This window comes from Photobacterium sp. MCCC 1A19761 (assembly GCF_037389125.1).
Lineage (GTDB): Bacteria > Pseudomonadota > Gammaproteobacteria > Enterobacterales > Vibrionaceae > Photobacterium.
This window is the reverse complement of the sequence record NZ_JAZGTF010000023.1, coordinates 51,318-75,715: the sequence shown is the minus strand read 5'-3', so window position 1 is coordinate 75,715 and position 24,398 is coordinate 51,318. Positions and strand designations below refer to the sequence as shown.

The window sequence follows — 24,398 nt, the reverse complement described above, 5'->3', positions numbered from 1 at the left end:
TTGAGGTTAACGTGCGCCATCGTTTCGCTGCCCCCTTGCACATGAAAACCGGAAGCCAAGGCTTCCGGTTTTTTATGCGCAGGCGTTGATTGGCTGATTAGACAAGCTCGGCCAGCATCGCATCAGAATATTCAACCAGTGGTTGGCCAGTTTTAACTCGCTGCACGTAGTCCGGGTTGGCGATAAACGGGCGCCCGATGGCCAGCAAATCAAAGCGATCTTCGGCGATGGCTTCACTGCCGGTTTCCGCAGTATAGCTACCGACACCCACCAGCGTTTTGCTGTAACGGGCACGGGTATAGGCCGATGCGGTGCCGTCCAGATAATCAAAGACCATGCTGTCGTCGAAAATTCCGATGTGCAGGAAGGCCAGGTTGCGCTGCTCCAGTTGCGCCAGGAAATAATCAAACACCTGGCGATCGCGGGCATCGGTTTCTATGTTGAAGTAGGCTCCCGGAGAGACCCGCAGTGCGGTGCGATCTTCACCGATACGCTCAGCAATGGCGTCAACCACAGCCAGTGGGAAGCGTGCCATATTTTCCGGTGTGCCGCCAAATTCGTCATCACGCTGGTTGCTGCTGTAATGCAGGAACTGATCAATCAGGTAGCCGTTCGCGCCGTGGATCTCAACGCCGTCAAATCCGGCATCGATCGCATTGGCAGCCGCCTGGCTGTAGTCCGCGATCAGTTGTTCAATCTCTTCATGGCTGGCAGGTTTCGGCTCGATATAGCTGAGCTCCCTCATCCGCGGTACGGTGCCTTCAACCTTCACGGCAGATGGGGCCAGAACAAACTCTCCGCCGAAGAAGTGTGGATGGGCGACCCGGCCGGTATGCCAGAGCTGGGCAAAAATCTTACCGCCTTTGGCGTGTACGGCGTCCGTCACTTTGCGCCAGCCTGCCAATTGCTCGGGGGTATAAAGCCCCGGGGTGTTCGGATAACCCTGACCGTCCGGGCGAATGATGGTCGCTTCAGAAATGATCAGCCCGGATTCAGCGCGTCGCGCGTAGTATTCGACCATTGCGTCTGTCGGGACCAGATTGTCATCGGCTATACAGCGGGTGAGCGGTGCCATCAGAATCCGGTTGTGTAGCGTCAGTGTGTCGTTGAGCGCATAAGGCTGAAATAAATTGTCGGTCATGGTGCTTGTTCCTTATATCTTGAATGCCCATTCAAGATAGCTTTACTTGAATCATTGTTCAAGAAATATTTTTGAACAGGCATTCAAAATGCCATACAATCTGTACGGAATCATTGTTTAGTACCAGAGATAGCTTATGCGCAGTGCAGAATTTGACCGAGAGTATGTTCTTCGGGCGGCGATGGATGCTTTTATAGCCAAGGGTTACAGCAAAACCAGTATGAAGGATTTGAAGGCCGCAACTGGGCTGCATCCCGGATCGATCTATTGCGCTTTTGACAATAAGCGAGGTTTGCTGCTGGCTGCTCTGGAGCATTACCGTGAAGAGCGTCGGGTAGAATTCACCGCTTTTTTTGAGGCATCGCCATCCGTGATGGCAGCTCTGGCGTGCTATCTGGATCATATCGTCGAGGAGTGCGAGCGGGAAGAAATCAAAGATTGTCTGTTGCAAAAGGCATTGAGTGAACTCTCCCACCAAGATGATGAAGTGGAAGCCGTGATTAGCGAAATGTTGAATCAATGGCAGCAGGGAATCACAGAAAAATTGCGCCTGGCCCAGCAGCAGCAGGAGATACCTGCCGACAAAGACTGTGAAGCATTGGCCCAGTTTCTGGTGATGGGGATCTACGGCATCCGGACCTTCTCTCATACCCATCCGCCTAAAGGGGCATTGCACCGACTGGCTACCCAGCTACTGAATGCGATTCGTAACTGCGATCTCTAAACCCTCTGAAATTATCATCCGCAGATGGAATACCTGCGGATGGAACCTGTGAATGAATCACCCCGCGAACTGACCTCATCATCCTGGCCTGACTTTCCCAAACCGCTGTTTTCACCGCTTGCAGACATGCCGCGCCTTTATTCATTTCCTGATGTTTTGCCTGTTTCGTCACCGATCCCCGGGTTGGCATGGCCTGTTGACCATTGAGGGTGTGTCTGCGCTCCCTTACAATGCAGGATGATACATCTTGAATTGATGAATAACGGTGAGACGTGGAATCTGATTTGAAAGGGACCGAACTGATCTTAGGCGGTGCACGTTCGGGCAAGAGTCGCCTGGCAGAGCAACTTGCCGCGGCCTCCGGTCTGGACGTGATATATGTTGCGACCGCAACGGCCGGCGATGAAGAAATGGCTGAGCGTATTGCCAGACATCAGACCCAGCGGCCAGCAGCCTGGCAAGTTGTGGAAGAGCAGCAGGATCTGGCGAGCGTGGTGCAACGCTATAGTCGGAAGGGCACTTGCCTGCTGATCGATTGTCTGACTTTATGGCTCACCCATTGCCTTTGCGCCGAAGAAGCGACCCATGAGCACTGGCAGCAGCATAAACATGATTTTTTAACTGCACTGTTGCACGCTGAAGGCCGTATTATTCTGGTCAGTAATGAAGTTGGTCAGGGGATCGTGCCAATGGGTGAGCTCTCCCGGCGTTTCGTCGATGAAAGCGGCTGGCTGCATCAGGCCATCGCGCGTCAGGCCGAGCGCGTGGTGTTTGTCACCGCCGGGATCCCCCAAGTGCTCAAAGGACCTGTATGGTAAGGAGAACAACATGAGTCAGACATCAACCACCCGAATTGATATTTTGCGCCATGGTTTACCGGAAGGCGATGGCTGCTTGCGCGGTCATACGGACTTTCCGATCACAGCTGCCGGACTGAAACAAATGGCAGCGGCTGTGGACGGGTTGGCGGATGTTGAGCAGGTGTTGTCCTCGCCGCTGAAACGCTGTTGTGACTTTGCCGTGCAGTTTGCTGATCAGTATGCGCTGCCGATTGAGCAGCTGGATGTGTGGAAAGAGATGAACTTTGGCCACTGGGATGGTGAAAGCCGGGACCAGCTCTGGCAATCGCACGGGGAAGTGCTGACGCAGTACTGGCAAGACCCTTGGCAAAGTACGCCGCACGGCGGAGAAACCCTACAAGCGTTCGATGCCCGGATCCAGGGGGCCTGGCAATCGCTGCTGAAACAGCATCGCGGCAAACGGCTGTTGCTGGTGACCCATGCCGGGGTGATGAAGCAGTTGCTTCGTATCCTGTTGGAAATGCCGGAAAATGCCTTGTACTTGCAGCGGCTGGATTTGCCTTATGCAGCACGTTACCGCGTCACGGTGTTTCATGATCAGGACGGTCAGTCCTGGCCGCAGATTCAGTGGCCGACCCAGCAGCAATATGAATCCTGGTAAATCTATTCGTGACAGGATAACGCCTGGTGATCGCTGCCGCCGAGTTATATGCGCTCGTGCGGTTCTACGGTCAGTATCTACACCAGGTAAGTCTGTGTCGGCGTAATACAGAATAATCAAAAAGTGAGAATGAAAACATGCAGTTAACGACGCAAGCACTGATGGTCCAAGGGACAACATCGGATGCCGGAAAAAGTGTGCTGGTGGCCGGGTTGTGCCGGGTGCTGGCGCGAAAAGGGATCCGGGTTGCGCCGTTTAAGTCGCAAAATATGGCGCTCAACAGTGCGGTGACTCAAGACGGCGGCGAGATTGGGCGGGCACAGGCGGTGCAGGCGCAGGCTTGCGGCATTGAACCGACGGTTCATATGAATCCGGTTCTGCTAAAACCAAATACCGACATCGGCGCACAGGTCATCGTGCAGGGCAAAGCCCTGGCGGACATGGATGCGGTGGGTTACCACGGTTACAAGAAAGTCGTCATGGGGCCGGTGATGGACTCATTCCGGCAGCTGCAATCCCAATACCAGACCGTGGTGATCGAAGGGGCGGGCAGCCCGGCGGAAATCAACCTGCGCGAGAACGATGTGGCCAACATGGGATTTGCCGAAGAGGCGGATGTTCCGGTCATTATCGTGGCAGATATCGACCGTGGCGGGGTTTTTGCCCACTTATACGGTACGTTGGCTTTGTTGTCCGAATCAGAGCAAAACCGGGTGATTGGATTTGTTATCAACCGGTTCCGGGGGGATATCAAACTTCTGGAATCCGGTCTGGACTGGTTGGAAGAGAAAACCGGCAAACCGGTGCTCGGGGTGCTGCCATACCTGCATGGCCTGATGCTGGAAGCGGAAGATGCGATTAACGTTCAGCAGGTGGCGCCGGCGGCAAAACAGCTGAAAGTCGTGGTTCCGGTGCTGACTCGGGTGAGTAACCATACCGATTTCGATCCCTTGCGAATGCACCCACAGGTCGATCTGCAATTTGTCGGCAAAGGTGAGCCATTGCCGCCGGCAGATCTGATTATCATTCCGGGCTCCAAAAGTGTGCGCAGTGATCTGGCCTTCTTACGCGAGCAAGGCTGGGATCAGCAAATTGCCCGCCATGTTCGCCTTGGCGGCAAATTGATGGGAATTTGTGGTGGCTATCAGATGCTGGGCGAGTCGATTGCTGATCCCAATGGGATTGAAGGCGAGGCTGGTGAAAGTCAGGGGCTTGGTTACTTGCAAACAACGACCGTGCTGGCCCCGCACAAGCAATTGAAACAAACCCGGGGAGAGCTGACGATGCCCGATCAGCAACCGGTGCCCGTACGTGGATATGAGATTCATGCCGGAGTGACGCAGGGGGTTCGGTCGGATGCGCCGGTGCAATTGACCGACGGTCCGGACGGGCAAATCGCGATTGATGATCAGGTGTTCGGCACTTACCTGCACGGTATTTTTGAGCAGCGTGAAGCGTGTGATGCGATTCTGGCCTGGGCTGGTCTGGCTGCGACGCAGACCCCGGACTTTGATGCGTTGCGGGAGCAGCATATCGACCGTTTGGCGGATACGATTGAACAACACATGGATTTAGCCAGGTTGTGGCCCCAGTGGCAGGACAAGTTCGGCATGTAATCTCTGATGAGAGTTCGACATGTTCACAGGGATGGAAGCGGCTTTCGATGACGGGGCCGCTTTTTTCTTGCCTGCCTTCCGGTCTGGATGTACTTGGGATGCTCAGTTTTTAAGCTATCTCCTTGATTGTAATTTATTTTTAAATACTGATTGCACATGTATGGATAAGACGATAAGTTAAAGTCAACTGGAAGTGGAATTTACTGTCAACAAAGTGCGTATATTAATATTTACACATTGACAGGTAAGAGCAATACGGGAAGTAAAGACATGCATAAAACTGATGACGTACGCATTCGCGAAATTAAAGAATTGTTGCCCCCTGTCGCGGTACTGGAGAAGTATCCGGCGACCGAAGTCGCTTCTGAAACTGTGTTTCAGGCTCGACAGGCGATTCACAACATTCTGAATGATGAAGATGATCGCCTGCTTGTCATCGTCGGCCCTTGCTCGATCCATGATCCGAAAGCGGCACTGGAATACGGTGAGCGCTTGAAAGCGCTGCGAGAAGAGCTGAAGGGCGAGCTTGAAGTGGTCATGCGGGTTTACTTTGAAAAGCCGCGCACAACCGTGGGCTGGAAAGGCCTGATTAACGACCCATACATGGACGGCAGTTTTCAGCTCAATGACGGGTTACGGATCGGCCGCAAGCTGTTGTTGGATCTGACCGACATGGGTGTGCCGACCGCAGGTGAGTTTCTCGATATGATCACCCCGCAATATATGGGTGATCTGATCAGCTGGGGCGCGATTGGGGCCCGGACCACAGAATCTCAGGTTCACCGTGAACTGGCCTCTGGCTTGTCTTGCCCTGTTGGGTTTAAAAACGGAACTGACGGCAACATCAAGATCGCGACCGATGCCATCGGCTCTGCCAGCGCACCGCACCACTTTTTGTCTGTCACCAAGTACGGGCACTCGGCTATTGTCTCGACGGCCGGAAATGAAGATTGTCATATTATTCTGCGTGGCGGGAAAGCGCCGAACTACAGTGCTGAACACGTCTCGGTCATCACCGATCAGCTAGAGAAAGCCGGGCTGCGTCAGAAAGTGATGATTGATTTCAGCCATGCCAACAGCCTGAAGCAGTTCCAGCGCCAGATGCTGGTTGCTGAAGATGTCGGCGAGCAGATTGCCGGCGGGAATCAGGCGATCTTTGGGGTCATGATTGAAAGTCATCTGGTTGAAGGACGACAGGATATTGTGGATGGCCAAACCGCGACCTATGGTCAGAGTATCACTGATGCCTGCATCGGTTGGGAAGATACCGCCAAAGTCTTGCGCCAACTGGCTGCTGATGTGGCGAAGCGCCGCACAGCTCAGTAAATGGAAGACCCAGAAACGATACAAACATCCATTGTTGTCGATAGTAAGAAAGCCAGGCATTCGCCTGGCTTTCCTGTTTGAGTGATATGTATGACTCAGGTGATGAGTGACGGCTGCCTCTTGGAGGACGGTTAGAGTCTGAGCCCCGTTTAGATTAGCTCGGTGGATAGTTTTTGAACATTTCAAACACTTGCTCATCAATAAAGGCTTCCCGCGATGACGGGGTCATACTTTCGGTGAGTTTGCGCTGCGAGACGGCGCGCCAGACCACTTTATTGCTTTGGTTGTCGATCAGCTCAACAATTAACTTCCCGTAGGTGTACTCGCGGTAACGTACCGGGGTGCTGTACGCGACGCCCACATGTCGGTAGCCGTATCCAAATCCGACGGAAGTCCCGTAGGATTGAAAATCAGACTGCTGCTGAATGTAGTGCTTCACGGTGAGATCGGCATTTTCACCCGGTTTGAGTCCTTTACTGTGTAGTTGAACGGAAATGGCTTCTTCAACTCGGGACTCGTCCAGGCTCAATGCCGAGTGACTTTGTCCCGGTGCAAATTGATAGGTTTTAAATTGGGTGTAATTGATTTGGGCGTTGTAGTCCGTCGTCACCGGTGCGCTACAGCCGGTTAACACAACAGTCAGGAATAGCAGACGAAGGAACGGGATCATAATGGACACCTCGTGAAATTCTTCCTCTAGTATAGCAACCCACACTGAATCCTTTCTGTCCGGCGGGAAAGGGATCTCGTTGACAGTTTTCAGATTTATTTCTATTATCGCCATTCGACGATGAACGAAAGGGTGGTAAGTGATGGGGTGCATCACCGGATTAGCGGACATTGAGATTGATGAGCATAAAGAGCAGGCGCTGGCAGCGGCTGCCAAGGCACTGGCTCATCCGGCTCGGGTTCGAATTCTACGGATCCTGACCCGTCAGCAGGGCTGCCTGAACAGTGACTTGGTGGGGGAGCTGGGGCTGGCGCAATCGACGGTTTCTGAACATTTGCGGATCCTGAAAGCAGTCGGGTTTGTGACGGCGGAATCTCAGCCGCCACGGACCTGTTTTACCGTCAACCAGCAGCAGCTGGAAGAATTTCGGGCGTTGTTATCCTATTTATAACGATGTCACTGAGGTCACTAGATGTGGCCTTTTTTATCGCTTAGTCAATCGTTAATCGACGATTGACTCTATTAAATCGACCGCGGGATGAACCGCAGTGTTTCAAGGTGTGAATATGGGTATTTTTGAGCGCTTTTTGAGTGTTTGGGTCGGACTCGGGATGATTGCCGGTCTGGTGGGGGGCTCGGTATTGCCCGAGGTGTTTACCATGTTGGGTGAGCTGCAATACGCGCAGATCAACCTGGTGATTGCGGTGCTGATCTGGCTGATGATTTATCCGATGATGATGCAGGTCGACTTTAAAGCGGTCGCGGATATTCGTCGGCGTCCCAAAGGGCTGGTGATCACCCTGGTGGTGAACTGGTTGATCAAGCCATTTACCATGGCCTTGCTGGCGATGGTGTTTATGCGGCATGTCTTTGGTGACTGGATTTCAGCCACCTTGGCCGAAGAGTATATTGCCGGGATGATCCTGCTGGGCGTGGCACCTTGTACGGCGATGGTGTTTGTCTGGAGCCAACTGACCAAAGGGGATGCGAATTATACGTTGGCTCAGGTTGCCGTGAATGACTTAATCATGGTGGTGGCATTCGCACCAATCGCGGCGTTCCTGCTGGGAGTGACGGAAGTGACCGTTCCCTGGGATACGCTGCTCCTGTCCGTGAGCTTGTTTGTGGTGGTCCCGCTGGTGGCGGGGGGCGTGCTGACGCGTCGGATTGTCCGCAGTGCCGAACAACTGGATAAGATTTCTGCGACCATGAAGCCGTTTTCGATTTTCGGCCTGGTGGGCACTGTGATTTTGCTGTTTGGCTTTCAGGCTCAGACAATTCTGGATAATCCGGTTGATATCGTGCTGATTGCGATCCCGCTGTTGATTCAAACCTATCTGATCTTTGCGATTGCCTATTTCTGGATGAAAAAATGGCAACAACCGCACTGTGTGGCAGCGCCGGGGAGTATGATTGGCGCGTCAAACTTCTTCGAACTGGCGGTCGCCGTCGCGATTAGTCTGTTCGGCATTCATTCGGGGGCGGCGCTGGCCACGGTTGTCGGGGTATTGGTCGAAGTACCGGTGATGTTGTCGCTGGTGGCCTATGCAAACCGAACCAAACTCCGGTTTAGCGCCCGCGCGTCATAGCGTTGGGGTTGTGGCTTTATAAGCGCTCTCAATAAGCAACATTCCCTGAGGGGTGCCGTTTACGCCAGCCTGAACAGACAACAGGCTGGCGTTTTTCTTTGGGGAAGCCATGCTGGCATGTTGTGTCGTTAAAATACGGCTGCCACTTGCAGGGTGATCGTACTTGCAGATTCTCCGGTGCCGCCTTCCGCAATTTCATAGTCCTGATCGCGGGCCCATTCCAGTGAAATGGCGGTATTATCCAGCACGTCGACAGAGAGTGCGGCCAGCAGCCGTTCTTCGGGAAGCTCAAGTGGCAATGCTTCTCGGGTGCCCTGATAGCCGAAGGCGGCTGTGGCTCCAAATTGGCCGAGGAAGAATTGATATCCCAGCTCGAGGTTCCAGGCACTGGGTTTGGCGCCATGAAAATTAAACGTCAGCACATTGGATTCAAAACCGCTCAGTGTTGCGGTGTACTCCCCAATCACGGTCCATGGCCCTGAGATCGCCTTGGCAAACCCGTTCCAGCCGTCGGTGTAGTCATTCACATTCTGGCTTCTGAGGACATCCTGTAAATTATCCGAATCCCCGATGTCGTTGATGTAACTTAACTCACTAATGAGTACGATGTTGTCTGTTTCCGTTGCTAAGCCCACCTGGACACCCCAGTTGTTGAGATGCTCTTTCCCCTCTTTTTTGTTGCTGCCGTTGAATAAAAACACACTGGCATAAAAGTCGCGCTGTGCGACACCAGTCAAGAAGGCGGTTTCCCGGGTTTCACCTACATCCGAAGTCAGCGGACTGGAAACCATTTGGGTGTCATAGACACCAAACGGCAGGTAGAACTGCCCTGCGGTGAGATACCAGGGTTCATCCGGCGGCGAAAGATACAGGGTGGCGACATCAACTTCCAGCGGCGTGTCATCTTGCTCGTACAGGAAAATGATCTCACTACTGACCCAGTCGTTTATATCGGCGGCGATCCCCAGCTCAGCAGTAGCGAGGGCCAGATCGGTGGAAGCATCACCGATATAAGGACTCAGGATACTGGCTTCTAATTCCAGTGTTCCGCCGATACTGATCTGTTGTGTCCAGCTGTCTTCCAGGGCGGAGCCGTATCCATCGTTTTCCTGCGCCTCGAGTTGTTGCTCCAGATCGTCGATGCGATGCTCGAGTCCGGCAAGACTTGGTTCAGCGGCATTTGCGGAAAGGGTGGAAAACATGCAAGTCGCCACGAGTGTAGCAGTGATAGACACTTTCATAACGCAGTCCCTGATCAAAAACATGGTTCAATGGGGCGCTCAACTGGTTGTCCGGAAAAGTGGTATTTGTAGTTTTTATTGTTTTTCAAGTTTAGGGCAGCATGTTGTCCCGGGCCAAGCGGTATTATCGAGAATGCCTATCAGGGTTGAGACTTTCCGTAAAATAAACAGCTATTCCAAGGCATGGCGGGGGGTTATTTTGAAGATGTGGGAAAAGTCGCCAAGCCTGCGGTCACCTGATACCCGTCGTTAAACTCAACTGAGCGGGGATGATGTCGGCGCAGCTCTATGACGGTTTTGTCGCAATGCGGAAATTGGCAATAAATGGCGTAGTCATGGTGTAAGCCATTTTCGATAAATGCATCAAGAATAGTTTTGGTATCAGCGATTAAGATACGTTCTTCCATCTGAACAGCTCGAAGATTGATATATCCTCATTGTAGTGGAGCCTTGAACACCATGTGTGTTATTGCTAAGACGTTGATCGGCAAGCTATGACGGGAGTCATCATGAAATTCAGTTTTAACCTGGAGGATGCCAGCCAGGTCTTTGTTGGGGCGTTTGCCCTGGCAGTCCCCATCTCTTTTTCGGAAGAAGCCTGGCGTTTGGGGGAAACATTACCGATGCAGAATTTGTTGATGGTGTTTATTCTGTCTGTTTTCTTCCTGGGATTTTTTGCTTACGAAAGCGTGTTTCAAGCCGATATTCGTCGACGTTTACCGGTCTTTGTTTTCCGGATTGTGGTGGCCTACTTGATCACCGCTTTCGTTGTGTGCCTGGTGTTGCTGGCGCTTGATAAACTCCCTTTGCTGTCAGAACCGCTACTTTCCTTCAAGCGGATTGTCCTGATCACCATGCCGGCCTCCATGGGCGCCATCGTGGTGGACAGCTTTGATAAAGAGTAACGCAACGGGCAGTTTTGAAAGATGTTTGAAGTTTATGTTTTTGAAACATCGATTTACAGCTGTTTTGTTGCCGAGCTCGCTGGTGATTTGTTGAACATGTGTTAATGTTAACTGGACAGACCAGATTGAAGGAATAAGACATGGGATGGACCAGTATTGTGGTGACGGAAGCACAAGGGATTGTCACCGTCGCTTTGAACCGACCGGACAAACTGAATGCACTGGATATGGCGATGTTTCACGAGTTGGATGCCGTCAGTCTGCAATTGCGAAAACGGCGGGATATCCGCGCGGTGATCCTGACGGGCATCGGCGGAACGTTCAGCAGTGGCCTGGATATCAACAGCGTGGCCACCTCACCCAAAAAGGCATTGCGGTTACTGGCTAAAATTCTGCCGGGAAATGCGAACTTGGTACAACGGGTCTCCCGCAACTGGCGACGGATCCCGGTGCCGGTGATTGCTGTATTAGAAGGGCGTTGTTTTGGCGGCGGGTTACAAATTGCGCTGGGGGCTGATTTTCGGATTGCCACCCCGGCGTGTGAGCTCTCTATTATGGAAGTCCGCTGGGGGCTGGTGCCGGATATGGCGGGCCTGTTGTCACTTCGCGAAGTGGTATCGAAAGACGTGGCGATGAAACTGACCATGACCGGCGAGATTGTCTGCGGAGAAACAGCGCAGCAGTTGGGGCTGGTGACAGAGGTCAGCGAGCAGCCGATGGCAACTGCCCAGGCATTTTGTCAGCAACTTCAGCAAGCGTCACCCGATGCGCTGGCCGCGATCAAACGGACGACCAACCGGTATTGGCTGGCTGGCGAGCGGCGGTTGCTGGCGGGTGAAACCTTCAGCCAGATCCGGCTACTGCTGGGCCGAAATTTCCGAATTGCCGGTAAACGGCAGCGCACCCGGCAGGATGAAGAATATCGCCCGCGTCAGTTGTTCTGGTGAGAACGCTGACCGTTGCTGAACGATGAGACACGCGTTGTACGATCTCACTGCCGTTCGTGAACAGAATGCCTGACCGCTATATACTTGAAAGTAAACCGTCCGGGTGAGGAGCTGCGATGCGGCAGAGTGATATCGATACAATCAAAGTTATAGGATTTGTCTGCCTGTTTACCCTGGCGGTTCATATCATCAATGTGCTGCTTCAGGGGCAGCTCAATGAGTATGGGTTACTGCCGCGCCACTTCAGCCATTTTACCGGTATCATCGCTTTTCCGTTTTTGCATGGTTCGTGGGGGCATTTACTGAGTAATCTGGCTTCATTTGCCGTGCTCGGTTACCTGTTGTCCCGCTCCGGTCTGGCCCGCTTCATGGCCATTTTTCTGGTAAGTTGGATTGGCAGTGGCCTGGGCGTCTGGCTGTTCGGCCGGATGCATTATCACATTGGGCTGAGCGGGATCATTTATGGCCTTTGGACCTATTTGCTGATCTACGCCATTATGTATCGCAGTTTAAAATCAATCGCGATTGCGCTGATTGTGATGTTTCTCTACGGGTCAATGGTTTGGGGATTTATTCCGGCCCATGCCTGGGTGAGCTATGAAAGCCACTTCTTTGGCGCGCTGGCCGGTGCCGTGGCCGGGTATTTTTATGCCCGGCGGGATAAAGTCCGGGATCAGTTCGCCTGAGCGGCGGTGAGACAGGGCGATGACAGGGTTTATTGAACAACCATACGAATTCAACAGGAGTCGGTATGTTGGTGACGTTTCATTGTAAAGCGAGTGGGAATATCGTGATGTTTGGTGATGTCGCCAGGCAAATGCTGAAAATGATGGGACAATGTGAAAACATTCCCGGTGTGATTGAAGCGGAACAGGTCCCGGAAGCTTTGGCGCATTTGCGGCGCTATATAGAACGAATCCATGAGTTGGAGCAGGCGGGGCAGGAAGACGACGGACCCAGCTCTGAAGCTACGACCGGGGATGATCTGGATGAGCAGGATGTTGAGCCGGTGATCAGTATGGCGACCCGCGCACTGCCGTTGGTGGCAATGCTGGAAGCGGCAGAAAAAGAGCAGTGTTTCGTGATGTGGGAATAGCACCTGCAAGGCGTTGCCAGGGATTTTTTACTTCAAACCATTCTGTTACTGAACGCTGTTATTGAACGCTGTTATTGAACGATATGGAGCGGGGCAAAAGGGTCGTCACTGGGATCGTTGATCCAGAGATATTCCGCATTTACGGCGGTTTTCCGGGCTGTTTCTTCGTTAATTAAGTGGGCAATCAGGGCCAGGGACAGATCCATGCCTGCGGCCCGACCGGACGCCGTACAGGTGGTGCCGTCGATGGTCCAGCGGGCAACCGGAAACCAGTTTACTTCTGAATCAACGCCGGTCACCCAGCGATAGTGCTGTTTATTCGTTGTGGCCGCTTTTCCTTTCAGCAAACCCGCCCGGGCAGCTAGCGCGGCACCGGTACCGATGGCACAAACATAGGTTGTGTGCTGGCGTTGTTGCTTCAGCCAGTCAATCAACACAACATTTTCCAATGCGGATTCACAGCCACTGCCGCCTGGGATCAGCAAAATATCGCTCTGAAATTGATCGGGCATATGGCAATCCGGACATAGCGAGGGCCCTTGCATGCTGGCAACCGGTTCGCCAATCATGGAAAACATCCGGATTGTAAATTGCTCTGGCAGCAGGCCGAACATTTCCAGCGGCCCGCTGACTTCCAGGAGGTCGAACTGCTCGTAGAGCAGGGCGGTGACGGTGAAGGGGCTTGAAACCCGGGTCAATTCGCTATCTGTCGATTTGCTTTCTGTCATAGCGCCTTGTCAATGGTCTGCGTACACTCTTGAAAGCATAGTGCTCATCCGTTGAAGACGGGATCGCAGCACAGCGAATGACCCGTGATTTACTACATTTGGTTTTATTTCAGAGACAGTCCGCCATCGATCACTAACGTGTGGCCGACGATGTAGCGACTGCGATCGCTGCACAGCCACTCAATGGCTTCGGCGATCTCATCAGGCTCAGCGAATCGCCCGACCGGAACCAGCTTCTCGACATCCTCGCGGATGGTCGGCGTGTCGTGTTGTTTTTGTTCCCACCGCGGGGTCCAGGTGACACCCGGCGCGACTGAATTGATGCGAATACCAGATTGCATCGCTTCCAGGGCAACCGAGCGGGTCAGGCCTTCCAGTCCGTGTTTGGCGGCGCTGTACATCGCGGCACTCGGGGTTGGCCGCAAGCCGTTAATGGAGCTTACATTGACGATGGCGCTGCCGGATGTCATCAGGTTCAGCTCATGTTGCAGGCAGCGGGCAGGAGCCCAGAGATCATCGACCAGCGTCTGGAACAGATCATCCGGTGCCACCTGAGCAAATGTGCCGCCGGACTGCAATTTCGGGGAGGCATTATTGACGGCAATATCCAGCCGGCCATAGTCCGCTCGGATTGCTTCAAACATCGCTTGGGTCTGATCCGGGCGAGCGAGGTCTACTGCTTTGAAATCAACGGTGCTGAGGTGTGGATGCCTGTCCACAACCGTCTGCCAACAGGCGGCGTCCCGGGCACAGGTGATCACTTGGTGACCGGCTTGAACCCAACGATGCACGAGTGCAAGGCCAATGCCCTTGCTGCCACCGGTGACCAGGGCAACTTTTCTTTCCATGCGTTGTTCCTCCTTGAACCTTCATTATGAAGCTGAGCTTTGAGTCGCTTTTCCAGCATAGCTGAGTTGCTGCCATGACGGTTGTCACAACGACCAGCTCATTCCTGCTCGTGTTCGGGTTTCGGCTGAAAATGGGCGATGCAATCTACATTTTTGACATCGTCGATATCCGTATCGTGTTTTGTCTGGTGAATGTGCGTCCTAAAAAGGATAGCGGACAGAAAATGCCAGGATATGATTTTCGATCCCGGTGACCCGCCATTCTACACCCATAGAAAACGCATCACTGGAATGAAAACGGGCATAGAGTGACATCAGCGATAAATCGTCATGGGCAGAGATGACCCCAACTTTTCCGCCGGTTTCAAGATAGGGCAGGAGCCAGGCCGACAGGCCTAAATTGAGTTCCGAGGATACCCGGCCCAGCGCTTTGTCATTGTCTTCGTTCTTGACCGATAACAGTTTCACCTGGCCGGTGATATCGGTGAATTGGTTGACCGGGGCATTGAAGCCAAAGCCGCCGCCGATGATCCAGTCGTCATCAAAATGACTTTCTGCTTCCACGATCACATGGGCATTTGGGTGGATCTGTTGGCTCATGGCCACACCAAGTCCCCCGGGGCTGAGTGGTACACGGACCTCAAAGTAGTTGTACGGAAAATTCGCGGCAGTGACAGCTGAGCTGAATCCGGCAACCGCACACAGCGCCGCACAGCACAGCAGTTTCGTCGGGTTTTTTACATTCATGAAAAGGTTGTTGCACTTATTTAAGATCCATTAAAAGCGATTATGCCAAAAGTCTTTGTTGCAAAGCTATGCGAAATTGAATAATTCCACTACACATCATTGACTTGGAGGGTGTTTTCGCAAAGAAGTTGAGCAACGTCACCCTCAGGGGCTTCCGGGTCGTTTGCCATCGCCGGTTTCAGAGATGAAATCACGCTGCTGCACGTATTGGATATTGGGCATAAGACCAGAAAAATCACCTCCGCGTCAAACGCGGAGGTGAACACGATTTCATGCCATGATTATTGGGTCAGGCGCCAGATCAGGCGTTCAGAGCCTGCGACAAATCAGCCAGAATATCATCGATATGTTCAATCCCGACGGACAAGCGGATCATTTCCGGACTAACCCCGGCCTGGCGCTGCTCGGCTTCGTTGAGCTGGCGGTGCGTGGTCGAAGCCGGATGGCAAGCCAGGGATTTGGCATCGCCGATATTGACCAGTCGCTTGAAGATATTCAGGCTGTCATAGAACCGGACACCGGCATCGTAACCGTCTTTGAGGCCGAAAGATAAAATGGCTGAAGGTTTGCCGGCCATGTATTTTTCAGCCAGCGGATAGTATGGCGAATCGGGCAGTCCGGCATAGCTGACCCAGCTGACTTTCGGGTGTTGTTTCAGAAAATCTGCGACCTGGCGGGCATTGTCGGTGTGGCGTTCCATCCGCAGGGAAAGGGTCTCCAGGCCCTGCATCAGCAAAAAAGCATTCATCGGTGACAAAGCTGAGCCGGTGTTGCGTAGCGGGACGGTCCGCGCGCGACCGATAAAGGCGGCTTCGCCAAATGCTTCAGTGTAGACCACGCCGTGATAGGACGGTTCCGGTTGGTTGAAAACCGGGAAACGTTCTTTGTGCTCGGCCCAAGGGAACTTGCCGGCGTCAATGATCGCCCCGCCTAAGGTGGTACCGTGGCCGCCGATATATTTGGTGAGCGAATGCACCACGATATCGGCACCGTGGGCAATGGGTTTACATAAAGCTGGTGTGGCGACCGTATTGTCAACAATAACGGGTACTCCCTGCGCGTGGGCCAGCTCAGCAATGCGCGCCAGATCGATAATGTTACCGGCCGGGTTGCCGATACTTTCGCAGTACACCGCTTTGGTGTTGTCGTCGATCAGCTCAGCCAGGCTTTCCGGCTTGTCATCCTTGGCAAAGCGCACTTCGATCCCTTGCTTGGGCAGCATATGGGCAAACAGGGTATAGGTGCCGCCATAAAGCTGCGGTGTGGAAATGATATTGTCCCCGGCTTCGGCCAGCGTCAGAATCGCGTAGTTGATCGCGGCGCTGCCGGCACTGACCACCAGCCCGGCGATCCCCCCTTCAAGCGCGGCCAGGCGCTTTTCCAGTACATCATTGGTCGGGTTCATGATCCGGGTATAAATATTTCCCGGCACTTCTAGATTAAACAGATCCGCACCGTGCTGGGCGCTGTCAAATTCGTAAGCCACGGTTTGGTAAATTGGTGTCGCGACGGATTTCGTCGTCGGATCGGTTTCATAGCCATGGTGAATGGCCAGCGTTTCGTCTTTCATGGGTCTTCCTTGAGGTCAACGGAGGCGAATGTTACGGATCGCGTGACTGCTCAGTATGGCAGAGACATTCATGAAAAACTTGTAGCCGGATCTCAAGATTCAACCCGTTGAAATGCATGTGGTTGAACTTGGCGAGTCCTGGGTAATATCCATAAAAGTCAATTGGTTGGGTGTTTCGGTCTCTCTGAATAAGAAAATAACGTCTTGCTATACTTACAGCAACAAAGATCGTGAGGTAGGGATGATGAGTAAGATTTTCTGCGTTTTCGTACTGTCTTGTATCGGCTTTGGGTTATTCGGTTGTTCCAGTAACCCGTATGGCGATTCTTATGGTGTCGCGGATACCCGGACCATTCAGCAGGTGCGGTATGGCACCATTATGAAAACCGAGCCGGTGACCATTGAAGGGGAAGGCCAGGTGGTCGGGGCCGTCGCCGGTGCTGCGATCGGTGGGATTTTAGGCTCAAAAATCGGGGGCGGTTCGGGATCCGACATTGCTGCAATTGGTGGGGGGGTGCTGGGCGGTGTCGCCGGGAGTAAAGCGGCGAAGGGCGTGACTCAGCGACAAGGGGTAAACCTGACCATCAAAATGGATGCAGGAGACACGGTGGCGATCGTTCAGGAAGTTAACCCCAACATGATTTTCCGGGTTGGTCAGCGGGTTCGGGTGAATATTGATGGTCGGACCGCCCGCGTCGTTCCGGAATAGCTTGATCTGGTTGGCGTTATGAGGGATGGATGAGAGGCGGGTAGCGGGTCAGCAGTCGCATTGTTGACCCGACCGGGAAACTTCGCCAAGATGCAGGGCATTGAATCACAAATAGATAACATCATGATGACTTACCTCTCCTGTGTTGAACTGGAGCCGGACAATGTTGCGGCAACTGCTGCGGTAATTTGGCTCCATGGCTTAGGCTCCAATGGCCATGATTTTGAAGCGATCGTACCGGAGTTGCAGTTGCCTGCGGATGCGCCGGTGCGTTTCGTGTTTCCGCATTCTCCCTCGATGCCAGTGAGCGTCAATGGGGGCGTGGTGATGCCGGCCTGGTACGATATTTTGGAAATGGGTGCAGGGCGTCGTCTGAATATGGATCAACTGCTGCATTCGGCGGCACAAGTCACCGCACTGATTGAGCGGGAGATGGCGCGGGGCATTCCCAGCGAAAGGATTGTGCTGGCCGGATTCTCCCAGGGCGGTGCCGTGGCCTATCACGCTGCGCTGAGTTTTCCGCACAAACTCGCCGGTCTGCTGGCGCTCTCAACTTATTTTCCGACTTCCGATCGGATCACGATCTCCGAGGCCAATCGTAGTATCCCGCTGGAAGTGATGCACGGCAGTTATGATCCGGTCGTGTTACCAGCAATGGGCCAGGCGGCGGTTCAGGATCTGGAGGCTGCAGGGTGCAAGCCGAACTGGCGTACTTATCCGATGGAACATCAGGTTTGCATGCCACAAATTCGGGACATTGCAGCGTGGTTAAAGCAGGTTCTGGCGTTATAAGTGACAGCCCTAGTGATCATTCTGATGTGACAGGGTAGAATCAGTCGCCTGTTTGGCCGCCGGAGCAATGTGTTCCGGCGGCGTCACTTTACACGATAGATCTTGATATGCATTCCCCGGAACACTGCTTTACGCCTTTTCAGCACCCGATCGATCCCCAGACGTTGCCTGAGCGATTTACGTTCCCGTTTTACTATGACCCGCACCCGCTGTGTTTGCAGGCGGCCGCCGAGCTGCAGCAACACCTGGAAATCCAGCGCGACTGGCAGCACAATTTCGGGTTAGACGGCGAGACGGAAACAGCTATCGGTAAGATGTTCGGTGTGCTGTTGGTACAAAATACGCAGGGTGAGATCGGTTATCTGTCGGCTTTTTCCGGCAAGCTGGCGGATCAAAACCTGCTGCCGAATTTTGTCCCACCGGTGTTTGATATGCTGGCTAAAGACAGTTTCTTCCTGGCAGAGCAGGTGGAGATTAACCAAATCAATGCCCGTATCCAGAACCTGCAAGCCGATCCGCAATTGCACCAGTTGGCGAGGCAACGTAAAGAAGCCAAGCAGCAAGGCGACGCTGAAATTAGTGCGTTGCAGGCACAGATTGTCGAAGCGCGAAAAATCCGCAAGGAAAAACGGGCGGAAGGCGAGGCAACGTTGGCTGGTGATGCGTTGCAAGCCTTGTTGGCCGAGCTGGGCCGTGAAAGTATTGATGAGAAATATCGCATCAAAGATCTCAAGCGTCATTGGCGTGAGCAGCAGGCGTTACTGGATGAACAATACGAAACGCTGACGCAAGCCATTAACGAGCTGAAAACACAGCGGAAGCAGCAATCTTCGGCTTTGCAGGAAAAGATTTTTGCCCAGTATCGTTTCTTAAATGCCCACGGTGAAGAAAAGAGCCTGGGGGAGTTGTTCTCTGCAGCACCGCATGGGATCCCTCCCGCAGGGGCTGGCGAGTGCGCCGCGCCTAAGCTGCTGCATTATGCCTATCAGTGGGGAATGAAGCCGCTGGCCCTGGCCGAATTCTGGTGGGGGCGCTCTCCGAAATCAGAAATTCGTCAGCACCTGAATTTCTATCCGGCCTGCCGGGGAAAATGTCAGCCGATTCTGGCACATATGCTTGAAGGGCTAAGCGTAGATGACAATCCGATGCTGACCAATCCTGCTGCGGGCAAAGCGCTGGAGATTGTCTACCAGGATGATGCCATGGTGGTGGTCAATAAACCGGCTGAGTTCCTGTCGGTGCCGGGGAAAACTATTGAAGACTCGGTTTATTTGCGGATCCGGGAGAGTTTTCCGCAGGCGACCGGCCCGTTGATTGTCCATCGCCTGGATATGTCGACGTCCGGCCTGATGGTGCTGGCGCTGACTAAAGCCGCCAACAAGGCATTACAAAAGCAGTTCATTCAACGCACCGTCACCAAGCGTTATGTGGCCCTGATTGAGGGGGTTCTGGTACCGGATGAAGGGGAAATCCACCTGCCGCTACGGGGAGATCTCGATGATCGGCCACGCCAGCTGGTGTGTCGCCAACACGGCAAACCGGCGGAAACGTTCTGGCAGGTCGCGGCGCGCAAGGATAACCGGACCAAGGTTTACCTGTATCCGAAAACCGGGCGCACTCATCAGCTTCGGGTTCATTGCGCCCATGTGGACGGGCTGGCATCCCCGATTGTCGGTGACGATCTGTATGGCGTTCGGGCGGACCGCCTGCATCTGCATGCGGAGTTGCTGGAATTGGAGCATCCGGTCACCCGGGAGCCGATGCGTTTTCAGGTCGACGCGACGTTCTGAGGCGCGGCTTGAATATCTGCCGCCACACTGGATGTGGCGGCTTTGCCGTAGGGGCTGTACGGAATCTGCTCGTTTTATTTCCCGGCAATTTTGGCGGCGAGCAGACCCTGCATGGCGTAGATATTGGTTTTGCCGTTAAATTCCAATTCAATCGGCTCATGCTGGCCGGAGACCCAGACTTTCAGTTCCGCATCCAGGTCGAAATGACCGTTGCTCTCGACGGTGTATTGGGTGATGGATTTGAACGGAATTGAACGGTAGGACACTTTTTTCCCGGTCAGTCCCTGCTTATCAATTAAGATCATCCGCCGATCGGTCAGCACAATCATGTCACGGATCAGTTTATAAGCCAGCTCGATCTGCTCCGATGGCCCCAGAATGGTGGCCAGCTCTTCAGTGGCTTCCTCGATAGCCATTTCACCGGCATTCCCTAAAATGGCGTTCAATAATCCCATGTTTCCCTCCGTTGATGATATTGAGCGGATCCGGTAGCAAGCCGGAAATTAATTATATGTGAAGCGACCGGGTCAGTCGCTGCATTAAGCAAAGAATTTCATTATGGTGATAACCACCCACGAACAGGTCGACCGTTTTGACACTCCCCCAGGTGTTCTGTATTAAGCACGCTTCGCGTCACTTGTTCTATCTAAATCAAATAATAAGAAAGGGGTTATGGTGAAACCAAACCAGTTAAAGTCACAATGGCTGGCATTAAGCAGCATTGGCCTACTCGTCGCGTGTGATGGCTCAGCTGCCGCCGAGCAAACTCAAACGCAAACGGTCAAACCACTCAAGGCCGTTGAGTATCCGGTGACCGCTCAGGCATCCGCGGGCGGTACGATTACGCCCTCGGCAGCCTCCGTGGTCGAAGGTCAGCAATTTCAGTTTCACGTGTCGCCGGATCATGGTTATGTCCTGGATACCGTCACGGGCTGTCATGGCCAGTTGACCGGAAGTGATTATCAGACGGGGGCGATCACCTCTCCTTGTGAAGTGCGGGCTTCATTTCTGACAAATGCTGAAGCGGCGGTGAAGCAGGAAGATCATACGCTGGCTTCCGCAGATGAATTGATTGATTTTAGCCGCACGCAAATTCAAACTGCGCAGACCAGCCGACAGGCGTTGTTGGACACCCTGTACCAGAACGTTGGTAGCACGATTTCCTGGCATCCGAGCCACGACAGTATTACGCTGTCGAGCTTCCTGCCGGAGCATACCATGATGGTGCTGCGCTCGACTCAGGAAGAGAAAGGGACACCCTCTGCGAAAGGGCTGGTTTATGTAGGTGAGCAGGCCGGCCACCGCTATGCTGCGATGGCAGCTAACATGTTTGCTGTCGATAATTCCGCACAGACAGATCAACTGCTGAAAAACCTGCTTCACTGGATGACGGGCGGTGCCGGAGAATCCAAACCACTTTCCGTGGTGACCACCCATATGTCGAGCCGCCGTGACAGTTGGTATTTCCAGCACAATGAAAAAATCCGGGCCTGGCTGGATACTCATTACTCGGGACAGCATGTTGTTAATTCAGAAAACAGCTGTGACTATGCCAGTTTGCCAACCTGTATCGAGCAGCAGAAGCCTGATGTGATTGTGATGAGCGATGTGGATCGCAATGGTCAGGGGAGCCCTGCCGGTCAGGCGGTTGTTGAGCTGGCCCGAGCGAATCAAATTCCGCTGATTTATGTCAACCATGAGCGATTTGCCAGTCCGCTGGCAAAACCCGTGTTCCGTTACATGGGCTTGCAGGCCGAAGGCAACTACTGGCCTGAGCACCTGGCCAGTGATCTGTCTGTGCAAAGCTTAAAAGAAGATGACGCGCAGTTGCGGGCCGTTGATCAGTTGCTTGTGAATCTGAAAAGCGGGCAGTTTGATCCGCAGTCGCTTGAGCACTGTGATCGGAACTTAATTTACTGTAATGACGCCGCGTTTAACCAAGCCTTCAAAAATGGCGCGGACTGGTACCGCCTGGCAGCAACCGGGTTGGATAACAGCAGCATTCATGCTTTTTCGACCGAACGTTATACGCTGGTCAAAGCGGGTTTGTTGCTGGCTGACAAATATCGGGCCGCAATTGACTACCCGATCACCCATCGTGAGCCTGAGGCCTGGCAGCAGGCGATGTTCGCCGACTGGGCCGTGAGCTATGCCCGAACCCGGAACCTGGCTCAGCCGGATCTGGGAGAGTTCATCATTGATGCCTCTCAAGTGAGAACCGGACATCAGGCGCATTACGCTTACCCGGCCACTGAAACTGAAACGCAAACCATTTCAGTACCGTACTCGAATCAATGGACGACAACCGGGTGGTACGCACTGCCGGGACAACCGATCACATTGACGCGTCAGGATAGCAGTGATGCGCGAATGGTCGTGAAGCTGAACTATCACCGCAGTAACACCAACCGTGCCTATCAAACCGGGATCTACCGCGGTCCGCTGGAAGTGATGCAAGAGCGGATTGAATTGGCCAAGGGTGACACGGTGACGTTTTCAACCCCGTACGGTGGCCCGATTTACGCCTATCTTGAGGGAAGTGCTTCCCCTGTTGCCGTCACGCTGAAGGCACAAGGGATTGCCAAGCACCCGGCAATCATGGGCTACGATGATCCGATGCAGATTGCTCGTTTTAATCAGACTCTGGAAAATACCGAACTGCCGCATGTTGATTTGCGTACCGACGGTGCAGAGCAGCATTTACGTCGGGATCGTTTCCTGCAAGGCCTGAACGACGAGATGCCGACGGTGAATGCGTTGCTGAAGTCGATCGAGGAAGATCACCTGAATTCCGTGTATACCCTGGCAGGGTACAAGATTCAGGGCAGCACACTGACCCAGTCGCTACCGGATGATGTTAAGTCGGTCTGTCAGAACCTGTTCGGTGCCACCGACTGTTTTGATCCGGAATTGCATACCCGCAAGATCATTCAGCACGCTAACTATGATCAGAACTCACACTGTGGGAGTGCGTGTAGCGGTAACCCTTGGGATGCATCTTGGGAGATTTCTCCGACCAGTTGGGGCGATAACCACGAGCTGGGCCACAACCTGCAAACCAAGCGTCTGAATGTGCATTATGTCGATGCGGCGAATAAAGAGAACTGGGATCAATACAGCTCTCGCGCCGGGGAAAACTCAAACAATATTTTCCCGTATTACGTGAAATGGAAGTCGCATTACGTCCGTGACGGTAAAACCACGCCGCTGATTGACACGCATATGAATCATAAGGATCTGTTTTACGTCTTCATGTCGGATGCAGCGCAGCTGAAAAACAGCGCCAATGAGCGCGTTGTGGTCAACAGCAACTGTAATGTGATGGACGCAGGTCAAGATCGCTTTACTGTGCCATGGAAGAACAACGACTATGCGGTGCATAACGGCTACCGGATGGCGTTTTATATCCAGATGGCGTTGCGTGCGGATCAGCAGGTGATGGCCTCCGGCGATAAGCTGAACAACGGTTTTCACCTGTTCTCTGTGTTGTACCAGCACAGCCGGATCTTTGGTCAATACGCGGCGAATGAATCCGATTGGTTGGCCCACCGTGCCCAGCTTGGGTTTAGCGACTTTGATTATCAGCACAGCACTTACGGTGGCAGCACGGTGAGCAGCATGCCGGGTAACGACTTTATGCTGGTGGCGTTGAGTGTGATTACCGGCCAGGACTGGCGCCCGTACTTCGACATGTTTGGTTTGCATTACACGTCGCTGGCGGCCGGCCAGGTGAGCAAGAATGCAACCAAAGGGACTGTGCCTGTGGGGATATATGTGCTTGAGGAAGATTTGCCGCCTGCCACGATGAGCACCGGTCTCGATTTCATCACGCTGTCTGAGTCTGATCCAACGACCCGCTGGCCACGGGATAACACGTCACCGAGCCAGTGTGCTCTGCCGTAATTCATCCATTTTGATGGACCCAATAACAAAGGCTGACGGAATGTCAGCCTTTTATTTTGTGACGAACAGACATCAAGCATCACGTCGCATGCGTTATTTAATCTCAATCCGTTTGGCGCTGCTGGGTTGTGTCGGTTCAACTTTTGGTACATGAACTTTTAACACCCCATCTTCAAACGCAGCACTGATGGTTTCTTGTTGCAGGTTTTGACCTAAGTAAAAACTCCGCATCAATTTTCCTTCATATCTTTCTTTGCGAATGACTTTATCGCCTTCTTTCTGCTCTTCGTTTTTTGATGTTGTCGCTTCAATGGTCAGGTTTCCGCCGTGCACTTGTACGGAAATATCTTCTCTTCGTACCCCGGGTAGATCGGCAGAAATATCATAACCGTCATCTTTTTCGACAATATCGATCCTGGGTGAAAATGACTCCACATCGAATGAATGCCTTAGTGTCGGGAAGGCATTATCGAAAAACTGGGAGAAATCGAACCAGGAATCACGTGGGACCAAGCTCATCTTAACCTCCAGTTCGTCTATTGGGACGCATTAATAGTGTAGTTAATTGCCTGCGCGCTATCGGGAAAAATCGAAC

The 24,398-nt window shown here is 53.2% G+C and carries 25 protein-coding genes; 15 read left to right on the top strand and 10 right to left on the bottom strand.

From position 1 onward, the window contains the following. Window positions 1–97: 97 nt before the first annotated feature. On the bottom strand, window positions 98–1,141 hold the full coding sequence (locus tag VV869_RS18405; protein WP_337736369.1) for an alkene reductase: 1,044 nt from the start codon (window positions 1,139–1,141) through the stop codon (window positions 98–100). A gap of 136 nt (window positions 1,142–1,277) precedes the next feature. Between VV869_RS18405 and VV869_RS18400 the strand changes: the two genes are divergently transcribed. The 5 genes from VV869_RS18400 (at window position 1,278) to aroG (ending at window position 6,268) form a co-directional block, all read left to right on the top strand. Beyond that, complete coding sequence (locus tag VV869_RS18400; protein WP_337736368.1) at window positions 1,278–1,865, top strand: TetR/AcrR family transcriptional regulator; 588 nt, start codon at window positions 1,278–1,280, stop codon at window positions 1,863–1,865. A gap of 284 nt (window positions 1,866–2,149) precedes the next feature. Beyond that, window positions 2,150–2,683, top strand: coding sequence for a bifunctional adenosylcobinamide kinase/adenosylcobinamide-phosphate guanylyltransferase (gene cobU, locus VV869_RS18395; RefSeq protein WP_337736367.1), 534 nt, complete (start codon window positions 2,150–2,152; stop codon window positions 2,681–2,683). Window positions 2,684–2,693: 10 nt separating this feature from the next. After that, window positions 2,694–3,326 carry a histidine phosphatase family protein gene (locus tag VV869_RS18390; protein WP_337736366.1) on the top strand — a complete coding sequence of 211 codons (633 nt, stop codon included), beginning with the start codon at window positions 2,694–2,696 and terminating at the stop codon, window positions 3,324–3,326. Between the two features lie 137 nt (window positions 3,327–3,463). Continuing rightward, a complete protein-coding gene (locus VV869_RS18385; protein ID WP_337736365.1) occupies window positions 3,464–4,942 on the top strand; it encodes a cobyric acid synthase in 1,479 nt (492 codons plus the stop codon). 270 nt (window positions 4,943–5,212) lie between these two features. Next, a complete protein-coding gene (gene aroG, locus VV869_RS18380) occupies window positions 5,213–6,268 on the top strand; it encodes a 3-deoxy-7-phosphoheptulonate synthase AroG (protein WP_337736364.1) in 1,056 nt (351 codons plus the stop codon). Window positions 6,269–6,422: 154 nt separating this feature from the next. On the opposite strand, the gene VV869_RS18375 is transcribed toward aroG, so the two are convergent. After that, window positions 6,423–6,938, bottom strand: coding sequence for a DUF4136 domain-containing protein (locus tag VV869_RS18375; protein WP_337736363.1), 516 nt, complete (start codon window positions 6,936–6,938; stop codon window positions 6,423–6,425). 142 nt (window positions 6,939–7,080) lie between these two features. Here VV869_RS18375 and VV869_RS18370 point away from each other — a divergent pair, with 142 nt between their 5' ends. Beyond that, window positions 7,081–7,389, top strand: a complete 309-nt coding sequence (locus VV869_RS18370) for an ArsR/SmtB family transcription factor (RefSeq protein ID WP_337736362.1) — start codon at window positions 7,081–7,083, stop codon at window positions 7,387–7,389. 115 nt (window positions 7,390–7,504) lie between these two features. Then, window positions 7,505–8,527: an ACR3 family arsenite efflux transporter gene (gene arsB / locus VV869_RS18365; RefSeq protein WP_337736361.1), complete on the top strand. Its 1,023-nt coding sequence runs from the start codon at window positions 7,505–7,507 to the stop codon at window positions 8,525–8,527. 128 nt (window positions 8,528–8,655) lie between these two features. Here the strand turns inward: arsB and VV869_RS18360 are convergent, their stop codons facing one another. Then, window positions 8,656–9,768 carry an LbtU family siderophore porin gene (locus VV869_RS18360; protein ID WP_337736360.1) on the bottom strand — a complete coding sequence of 371 codons (1,113 nt, stop codon included), beginning with the start codon at window positions 9,766–9,768 and terminating at the stop codon, window positions 8,656–8,658. A 194-nt stretch (window positions 9,769–9,962) separates the two neighbouring features. Further along, window positions 9,963–10,175, bottom strand: coding sequence for a hypothetical protein (locus tag VV869_RS18355; RefSeq protein WP_337736359.1), 213 nt, complete (start codon window positions 10,173–10,175; stop codon window positions 9,963–9,965). 102 nt (window positions 10,176–10,277) lie between these two features. On the opposite strand from VV869_RS18355, the gene VV869_RS18350 reads away from it, so the two are divergent. From VV869_RS18350 to VV869_RS18335, 4 genes are all read left to right on the top strand, one after another. Next, window positions 10,278–10,673 carry a DUF2391 family protein gene (locus VV869_RS18350; protein WP_261604154.1) on the top strand — a complete coding sequence of 132 codons (396 nt, stop codon included), beginning with the start codon at window positions 10,278–10,280 and terminating at the stop codon, window positions 10,671–10,673. A gap of 140 nt (window positions 10,674–10,813) precedes the next feature. After that, on the top strand, window positions 10,814–11,620 hold the full coding sequence (locus VV869_RS18345) for a crotonase/enoyl-CoA hydratase family protein (protein WP_337736358.1): 807 nt from the start codon (window positions 10,814–10,816) through the stop codon (window positions 11,618–11,620). A 116-nt stretch (window positions 11,621–11,736) separates the two neighbouring features. Continuing rightward, a complete protein-coding gene (locus VV869_RS18340; RefSeq protein ID WP_337736357.1) occupies window positions 11,737–12,306 on the top strand; it encodes a rhomboid family intramembrane serine protease in 570 nt (189 codons plus the stop codon). 65 nt (window positions 12,307–12,371) lie between these two features. Then, window positions 12,372–12,716 carry a DUF1840 domain-containing protein gene (locus VV869_RS18335; RefSeq protein WP_337736356.1) on the top strand — a complete coding sequence of 115 codons (345 nt, stop codon included), beginning with the start codon at window positions 12,372–12,374 and terminating at the stop codon, window positions 12,714–12,716. A 71-nt stretch (window positions 12,717–12,787) separates the two neighbouring features. Here the strand turns inward: VV869_RS18335 and VV869_RS18330 are convergent, their stop codons facing one another. The 4 genes from VV869_RS18330 to VV869_RS18315 all read right to left on the bottom strand — a co-directional run bounded on the left by VV869_RS18330 (window position 12,788) and on the right by VV869_RS18315 (window position 16,609). Beyond that, window positions 12,788–13,444 (bottom strand): DJ-1/PfpI family protein, encoded by a 657-nt coding sequence (locus VV869_RS18330; protein WP_337736355.1) that lies wholly within the window; start codon window positions 13,442–13,444, stop codon window positions 12,788–12,790. Window positions 13,445–13,548: 104 nt separating this feature from the next. Continuing rightward, window positions 13,549–14,292, bottom strand: a complete 744-nt coding sequence (locus tag VV869_RS18325) for an SDR family NAD(P)-dependent oxidoreductase (RefSeq protein ID WP_337736354.1) — start codon at window positions 14,290–14,292, stop codon at window positions 13,549–13,551. Window positions 14,293–14,493: 201 nt separating this feature from the next. Next, window positions 14,494–15,039, bottom strand: coding sequence for a hypothetical protein (locus VV869_RS18320; RefSeq protein ID WP_337736353.1), 546 nt, complete (start codon window positions 15,037–15,039; stop codon window positions 14,494–14,496). Between the two features lie 301 nt (window positions 15,040–15,340). Continuing rightward, the gene (locus VV869_RS18315) at window positions 15,341–16,609 is read right to left on the bottom strand and encodes an O-acetylhomoserine aminocarboxypropyltransferase/cysteine synthase family protein (RefSeq protein ID WP_337736352.1); all 1,269 of its coding nucleotides are present in this window, start codon (window positions 16,607–16,609) and stop codon (window positions 15,341–15,343) included. Between the two features lie 241 nt (window positions 16,610–16,850). On the opposite strand from VV869_RS18315, the gene VV869_RS18310 reads away from it, so the two are divergent. The 3 genes from VV869_RS18310 (at window position 16,851) to VV869_RS18300 (ending at window position 19,900) form a co-directional block, all read left to right on the top strand. Further along, a complete protein-coding gene (locus tag VV869_RS18310; protein ID WP_337736351.1) occupies window positions 16,851–17,318 on the top strand; it encodes a glycine zipper 2TM domain-containing protein in 468 nt (155 codons plus the stop codon). A gap of 126 nt (window positions 17,319–17,444) precedes the next feature. Further along, window positions 17,445–18,110: an alpha/beta hydrolase gene (locus VV869_RS18305; RefSeq protein ID WP_337736435.1), complete on the top strand. Its 666-nt coding sequence runs from the start codon at window positions 17,445–17,447 to the stop codon at window positions 18,108–18,110. A gap of 107 nt (window positions 18,111–18,217) precedes the next feature. Next, window positions 18,218–19,900 carry an RluA family pseudouridine synthase gene (locus tag VV869_RS18300; protein ID WP_337736350.1) on the top strand — a complete coding sequence of 561 codons (1,683 nt, stop codon included), beginning with the start codon at window positions 18,218–18,220 and terminating at the stop codon, window positions 19,898–19,900. 74 nt (window positions 19,901–19,974) lie between these two features. Here VV869_RS18300 and VV869_RS18295 read toward each other — a convergent pair whose 3' ends face one another. Further along, window positions 19,975–20,355 (bottom strand): PH domain-containing protein, encoded by a 381-nt coding sequence (locus VV869_RS18295; RefSeq protein WP_337736349.1) that lies wholly within the window; start codon window positions 20,353–20,355, stop codon window positions 19,975–19,977. A 217-nt stretch (window positions 20,356–20,572) separates the two neighbouring features. On the opposite strand from VV869_RS18295, the gene VV869_RS18290 reads away from it, so the two are divergent. Continuing rightward, window positions 20,573–23,803: an ImpA family metalloprotease gene (locus VV869_RS18290; protein ID WP_337736348.1), complete on the top strand. Its 3,231-nt coding sequence runs from the start codon at window positions 20,573–20,575 to the stop codon at window positions 23,801–23,803. Between the two features lie 93 nt (window positions 23,804–23,896). Here VV869_RS18290 and VV869_RS18285 read toward each other — a convergent pair whose 3' ends face one another. Beyond that, window positions 23,897–24,322: an Hsp20/alpha crystallin family protein gene (locus tag VV869_RS18285; RefSeq protein ID WP_337736347.1), complete on the bottom strand. Its 426-nt coding sequence runs from the start codon at window positions 24,320–24,322 to the stop codon at window positions 23,897–23,899. Window positions 24,323–24,398 lie beyond the last annotated feature (76 nt).